This is a genomic window from Hyphomonas sp. (assembly GCF_013823385.1).
In the GTDB taxonomy this organism is placed as follows: domain Bacteria; phylum Pseudomonadota; class Alphaproteobacteria; order Caulobacterales; family Hyphomonadaceae; genus Hyphomonas.
Genome location: NZ_PNMA01000019.1, coordinates 70,931 through 77,117, shown reverse-complemented (window position 1 = coordinate 77,117; position 6,187 = coordinate 70,931). Strand labels below are relative to the sequence as shown.

Sequence of the window (6,187 nt, the reverse complement as noted above, 5' to 3'; positions counted from 1 at the left end):
TCGGCCAGGCCTATCTCGAAAAGGTGCTTGAGCCGGCGCTCGGCGCCGTCTCCGACAAGCTCCGCGCCACCCCCGGCGCCCCGCAGGACGAAACAGCGCTGCGCGCCGCAGCCCTCGCCGCCCTCTCGCCGCTGCTCGTGATGAGCCTCCATCAGGAACTCCTCGGCGGCGCCACCTCCGCCCCCATCGACTCCGGCAAAGTCATCAGCACCCTGCAGGTCTGGCTCGGCAAGGCCCTGACACCCTGACGGCACCCTCCCTGCGCATACCCCTCTCCCCAAAACACAACCTGCCCCCTCCCCCGCCCGCGGGGGAGGGCTGGGGTGGGGGCGCCCTCCGCTCGCTTAAACTTTCCGAATAGCCTTCAACTTTTCCGCGACTCCTGCACAATCCTCTTTCAAGAAATGCCAAGGGCCCGACAAATGGATAATGAAGCAGCCGATCCCTCGCCATTTGCATCAATGCCTGCAATCAATTGGCGGCTCGTAGCCGTCTGTTTGGCGGCAATCGGAGCCGTGCTAATTGCCCTTGTCTGTCTGAACGTCCTGCCTCCCATCTGGATTGGCCCCGAATACACTCAGAACCGCTACGAGATGTTCAATGAAACATCTCAACGGTGGATGGCCATCAGTTCCGTCATCATGCTTTTTGTCTCAAGCGGAACCCTCGCACTTTTAGCATGGACCCTCGTGGTTACACGGGGCCTGCTTAAAGCTGCCGAAGCCGCCAACTCAGCAGTCCTCCATATCGGCGAAAAGCAAAGTCAGGCCTACCTGGACGCGCAAGAAGGAATAGCTCTGTATCTGCGGGTTAACCGCGATAAGCGGGATTTAGTGCACGATATACGCATCCAGTTCAAAAACTATGGCGCATCACCGGCCTACCAATGCAAAGTGAAGGTCGCGCACCGCATCGTAGAAGACACCGACGAGTTTATATACCCCCCTCACTTGGAAGTGGACCATTACTCGCTTCTCAAGAATTTAGCGCCAAACGATACCGATAGAGTTGAGGTCGCACCTAGACAAAAGCTGGCTGTGGACTTTGGTAACCGTCTCGAGGTCTGGGGTGAAGTATACTATAAAAACGTATACGGACGAGAACTCATGACCCAGTTTTTCTACGCGTTTCTACCATCTTCTGGTGCGATGCTCTCGTCTCGAATCACCGAAGAAGCGATTGCTGTTCAGGGCCGACCAATCGGGTTTGACGCGTTGAAAGTATTTGCGCCTTGTACGAAACAAAAACTCATCCCGGCCAATAGTCATCAAATGAACGACAGCAACACGCCTTAGCGGTAGCTTGAAAATCCCCTTGCGGGTGCGCGTTGATAGCGCAGCGATACCCACGACCTCGATTCCCGCGTGCCCTACTTCCGCATCGGCCGTCTGAGCATTTCCCGCACGCTCTCAATCTCCGCCTCGGTCGTTGCCCAGGAACACACAAACCGGCTCGATCCGCCCGGCCATTCGGCATAGAAGGCCGCGCCGTCTTCCTGCAGCTTGTCGATGTCGTAGGGGTCAAGCAGCGCAAAAACCTCATTACCCTGAACATCAAAGGCAAGCTCGATCCCGTCCTCGCGGAACACGGCCGCCAGCTTCTGCGCCATCGCATTGGCATGGGCCGCGAGGCCAAGCCACAGCCCGCCCTCCAGCATCGCCTCGGCCTGCGCCGCCAGGAAGCGCATCTTGGCAGGCATATGCCCGGCGCGCTTGGCCCGCGCGCGCAGCTCCTTGCCCTTGGCCTTGGCCGCGCCGAACAGGATCACGATATCGCAGTTCAGCGCCCCGGTCTTCGTCAGGCCGAGCGTCAGCACATCCACGCCCGCCTTCCAGCTCATTTCGGCAGGGCTTGCCCCGGTATGCACCAGCGCGTTGCCAAACCGGGCCCCGTCCATATGCACCGTCAGCCCGCCGCGCCCGGAAAAGCGCGCGACCTCGGCGGGTGTATAGGCCGTGCCGCATTCGGTCAGGTTGGTCAGCGATACCACAGCCGGCGGCGTGCCATGCACAAAGCTCGGATCATACTCGTTCAGATACTCTGTATACACAGCATGGTCGATCTTCCCGCCCGCGCCGGGCAAGAGGTGCAGCCGCCCGCCCCCGGTGAAGAACTCCACCGCCCCGCGCTCATCCATCTGGATATGCGCTTCCTTGTGGCAGATTACCGAGGCAATCGGTGGGCAGAAACAGGAGAGCGCCAGCGCATTGGCCGCCGTGCCCGAAGGCGTGATCCAGAAGTCGAAATCCTCAGTCTCGAACACCCGCGCCAGCTGCCCCCGAACCCGCGCGGTCACCTTGTCGGCGCCATAGCTGGGCGCCGGCCCCGCATTGGCCCGCATCATCGCTTCAAGCACGGCAGGATGGGCCGGGGCGGCGGTGTCGGAGGAGAAGTTCATCGCGCCTCTCAGATCTGGGTGTCGGGGGTCTGCCACATCAGGTGCTGGCCGCCATCGCAGGCGATCATCTGCCCGGTCACGCTGGAGGCGCTCACCAGATAGCGCAGCGCCTTGACGATCTCTTCCGGAGAGCTGCCCTCCCCAGTCAGCGTCGCGGCCTTCTCGGCGGCAAACTGGGCCGGGGTCTGATGCACGCTCTGCAGGGTCGGCCCCGGCGCAATGGCGTTGACGCGAACTGCCGGCGCCAGGCCCTGGGCCAGCGTCTGCGTCGCCTGCCACAGCGCCGCCTTGGACAGGGTATAGGTGAAGAACAGCGGATTGAGCTTCAGCACCTTCTGATCGATCAGGTTCACCACCAGCCCCCGCTCGCCCTCGGGCAGCTGCGTGGCGAGTTGCTGGGCAAGATGCACGGGCGCGCGCAGGTTCGGTTCGAAATGATGGTCCCAGTCTTCGCGGGTGTGGCCCGCCGCGCTGTCTTCGGCAAAGGTTGACGCCGAATTGACCAGAAGTGTCACCGGCATGTCCAGAAGTGTCCGGATTTGTCCAAAAATGTCCGCTCTCTGGCGCTCGTCTGACAGGTCGCAGGCGATGATTTCAGCCTTCCCGCCGGCCGCCCGGATCAGCGCGGCGGTCTCCTCGGCGCCCTCGGCAGAACCCCGGTAATGCACCGCCACGGCCCAGCCATCGGTCCCCAGCGCCAGCGCCATGGCGCGGCCGAGGCGTCCGCCCGCCCCCGTCACCAGCGCGCCCTTCGGTGTCATCCGCCCACCATCTGCACCAGCGCCATGATGTTGGTGCCCGTCACCAGGCCATAGATATACGCCGCATAGATCATCAGCAGGACCAGCCCCAGAAGCCGCCCCATCTTCACACGCAGCGAGATCAGCACCGCGAACAGGACCGCCGCTATCCCCATCGCCCAATGGTCATAGCGCTGGAACATCGGAGCCACTTCAAACGGCCCCAGCAGGGCCACGATCCCGCCCGCGCCCAGAAGGTTGAACACGTTGGAGCCGAGGATATTGCCCACCACCACATCCCCGCGCCGCCGGAACGCCGCCGCCAGCCCCGCGCCAATCTCCGGCAGCGAGGTGCCCAGGGCCAGGATGGTCAGCCCGATCCACTCCTCCGGCACCGCGAAATGCCGGGCCACCCCCTCCCCACCAGTGATGATCATGCCGGAGGCATAGACGAGGCCGGCAATGCCCAGAGGCACATAGAGAATTGCCCGCCAAACCGGAGGATTGAGCGTCACCGCGCCCGCATGATGGGAGGTTTTGCCGGCGATCTCGTCATGCCGGGCGGCAAAGATCGAATAGCCGGTATAGCCGATCAGCACGAGCAGGAAGCAGAGCCCCATCAGGGGCTCCAGCGGCATAATCGCCGTCATCCCGATCCAGATGCCGGTGGCCAGCAGCAGCATGAGCAGGGCGCGCCCCTGCCCGGCCCCGCCGGTACGATAGGTAAAGATCAGCGCGGGGATCGCCGCCACCAAGAGGATGTTCGCGATATTGGAGCCGACAATATTGCCGATGGCCAGGCCCGGATTGCCGTTCAGCGCCGCATTGGCCGAGATGAACATCTCCGGCGCCGACGTGCCAAATCCGACAATGAAAACGCCCGCAACCAGCGGCGATACGCCCATCGCGCGGCCAAGTCCCAGAGCGCCCCGCACAAGCAGGTCTCCGGCAAGCGCCATGAGGAGCAGCCCGCCGAAAAGGGAAATGAGCAGGATGGGGTCGGGCACCGCCTGCTCCCTTGAAGATTAGTCCAGGCGCTTGAACTCTATGAGATTCAGGATGCCGAACACAACTACGATGGCGGCGATCGCGATCAGGGAAGGATGGATCATGTCTCTGCCTCAGCCCGTGAAAAGGTCGATTTGCGCTGTCCTTAGCGCGCGTTGTCGCACTTGGCGAGCCAATTCGGCATCTTTTTCGTAATGTTTGACAGGTTCATGACGCGGCGTCATGGGCGAAACCTGCCCCAAACGCTGGGGAATTCCCCTATTTCCGGATTTCGATCGACACGAACTGGTCAAACCAGCCGCCAGTGTCACCCCGGCGTTTCACCCGGATCAGGATTGGCTGGTTCGGCGTCTTCATCGCAGCCTCCAGGCGTTTGAGCACATCGGGCACCGTGCCGACCGACTGGAAGTTCACCTCGACGATGACATCCCCCCGGCGCAGCTTGTTGTACGCCCGGCCACGGGTGCTGACACCGGTCACCGCAACCCCGGTCATGTCGCGCGGCGCGCCGAACCGCCGGCGCACATCATCATCCAGCGCAACCAGATCGGCGCCCAGATCATTGGACATGCCAACCGCCTCGGACGGCGCTGTGCTGGCGGGCACATCTTCATCCGGCAGTTCGCCCAGCGTGACGGCAACATCCCTCTGGCGCCCCCCGCGAACGATGCTGAGGGTGATCGCCTTGCCGATGGGCTTTTCGGACAGCTGGCGCGTCATGTCGCGCACACCGGCCACCGCGCGGCCATCAATCGACAGGATGAGATCGCCCACTTCCAGCTTCGCCTTGGCCGCCGGGCTGTTCTCGGTGACACGGGTGACGATGGTGCCGCTCTTGCCGGTTGCGCGATACGCCCTGATCAGCGACTCGTCCGCATCCTGCACATTCACCCCGAGCCAGGGCCGCTGCACCCGGCCTTCCTTGATGAGCTGCGCGGAGATGCGCTTCACCGTGTTGGACGGCACCGAGAAGCCAAGGCCGATGGAGCCGCCCGACTGGGAGATGATGGCGGTGTTCACGCCCACGACCTGACCGGCGAGATTGAACAGCGGCCCGCCGGAATTGCCCTGGTTGATGGCCGCATCGGTCTGGATGAAATTGTCAGACCGCCCCGTATTCAGGTCGCGCCCCGTCGCCGAGATGATACCGGCCGAAACAGAGCCGCCAAAGCCGAGCGGGTTGCCGATGGCGATCACCCAGTCCCCCACTTCGGCCTTGTCGCTGTCGCCGAGGTCAACGAAGGGCAGCGGCGTGCGCGAGGTGACTTTGAGCACCGCAATGTCGGTGTCCCGGTCGCGGCCGATGATCTTTGCGTCCAGAGTGCGGCCATCGGAGAAGGTGACCTCGATCGTGTCGGCCTTGTCGATGACGTGATTGTTCGTGATGATGTAGCCATCGGCGCTGATGACAAAGCCCGAACCGAGCGAGCCCTGGCGCTGGAAACCGTCATCATTGCGGCCGAAATATTCGTTGAAACGCTCGGCGGGCGAGCCTTCCGGAAAGGTTGGCAGGCGGCTGGCGACAACCTGGGATGTGGAGATGTTCACCACCGCCGGCATGAGCCGTTTGGACAGCGCACTGAAGCTTTGCGGCGCTGTCTTGGCATCGACCGGCGCGCCGGGACGGGACAGGCTGCCCGCTGTCTGCGCGAACGTGGCGGGGGCCATGAGTGCCATCAGGGCGATCACCGCAACGGCGGTCCGGTTCATGGTGGAGATGACTCCCTTCACGGTCTTTTCTGAGGCTCGCACGGCAAATGCCGGCGCGCACGAATTATTCTGTAATGTTGACTATGGCGCTTTGGCCGCCAGTTGCAACAGGCTCAGGCTGTGCGAACTGCAAGCATCAGAAGGCCAACGCCCACCGCCGCCACCACCAGCCCGCCTACCGCCAGATCGCGGGGCGGCAAGTTGGACAGAAGCTGACCTATGCGGCGCATATAGTCAGGGGCAATGGCGCAAAGCGCCCCTTCCACCAGAAGCCAGACGCCGAAGCCGGCGAGGGCGAGCGTAATCCAGCTCATCGCCTCGCCCGCCCCTG

General features: G+C 63.0%; 7 protein-coding genes. 2 read left to right on the top strand and 5 right to left on the bottom strand.

Annotated elements, in window-relative coordinates:
- Both C0456_RS12345 and C0456_RS12340 read left to right on the top strand, forming a co-directional pair.
- Nucleotides 1–248, top strand: a 248-nt coding sequence (locus C0456_RS12345) for a hypothetical protein (protein ID WP_291052442.1), incomplete at its 5' end; no start/stop codon positions are given.
- Between the two features lie 174 nt (nt 249–422).
- On the top strand, nt 423–1,295 hold the full coding sequence (locus C0456_RS12340; protein ID WP_291052439.1) for a hypothetical protein: 873 nt from the start codon (nt 423–425) through the stop codon (nt 1,293–1,295).
- Nucleotides 1,296–1,369: 74 nt separating this feature from the next.
- Here the strand turns inward: C0456_RS12340 and C0456_RS12335 are convergent, their stop codons facing one another.
- The 5 genes from C0456_RS12335 to C0456_RS12315 all read right to left on the bottom strand — a co-directional run bounded on the left by C0456_RS12335 (nt 1,370) and on the right by C0456_RS12315 (nt 6,170).
- A complete protein-coding gene (locus tag C0456_RS12335; protein WP_291052437.1) occupies nt 1,370–2,398 on the bottom strand; it encodes a low specificity L-threonine aldolase in 1,029 nt (342 codons plus the stop codon).
- Between the two features lie 8 nt (nt 2,399–2,406).
- Nucleotides 2,407–3,159: an SDR family oxidoreductase gene (locus tag C0456_RS12330; protein WP_291052432.1), complete on the bottom strand. Its 753-nt coding sequence runs from the start codon at nt 3,157–3,159 to the stop codon at nt 2,407–2,409.
- Nucleotides 3,156–4,145, bottom strand: a complete 990-nt coding sequence (locus tag C0456_RS12325; RefSeq protein ID WP_291052430.1) for a calcium/sodium antiporter — start codon at nt 4,143–4,145, stop codon at nt 3,156–3,158. Before C0456_RS12325 ends, C0456_RS12330 begins: the two co-directional genes overlap by 4 nt.
- 259 nt (nt 4,146–4,404) lie before the next feature.
- Nucleotides 4,405–5,856: a Do family serine endopeptidase gene (locus tag C0456_RS12320; RefSeq protein WP_291052427.1), complete on the bottom strand. Its 1,452-nt coding sequence runs from the start codon at nt 5,854–5,856 to the stop codon at nt 4,405–4,407.
- A 113-nt stretch (nt 5,857–5,969) separates the two neighbouring features.
- Nucleotides 5,970–6,170, bottom strand: a complete 201-nt coding sequence (locus C0456_RS12315; RefSeq protein WP_291052423.1) for a DUF2065 domain-containing protein — start codon at nt 6,168–6,170, stop codon at nt 5,970–5,972.
- Between the last annotated feature and the right edge of the window lie 17 nt (nt 6,171–6,187).

Excerpts from the sequence above, each read along its gene's own strand:
- C0456_RS12340 (WP_291052439.1), top strand. The coding sequence starts at position 423 with ATGGATAATGAAGCAGCCGATCCCTCGCCATTTGCATCAATGCCTGCA.
- C0456_RS12335 (WP_291052437.1), bottom strand. The coding sequence starts at position 2,398 with ATGAACTTCTCCTCCGACACCGCCGCCCCGGCCCATCCTGCCGTGCTT.
- C0456_RS12330 (WP_291052432.1), bottom strand. The coding sequence starts at position 3,159 with ATGACACCGAAGGGCGCGCTGGTGACGGGGGCGGGCGGACGCCTCGGC.
- C0456_RS12320 (WP_291052427.1), bottom strand. The coding sequence starts at position 5,856 with ATGAACCGGACCGCCGTTGCGGTGATCGCCCTGATGGCACTCATGGCC.
- C0456_RS12315 (WP_291052423.1), bottom strand. The coding sequence starts at position 6,170 with ATGAGCTGGATTACGCTCGCCCTCGCCGGCTTCGGCGTCTGGCTTCTG.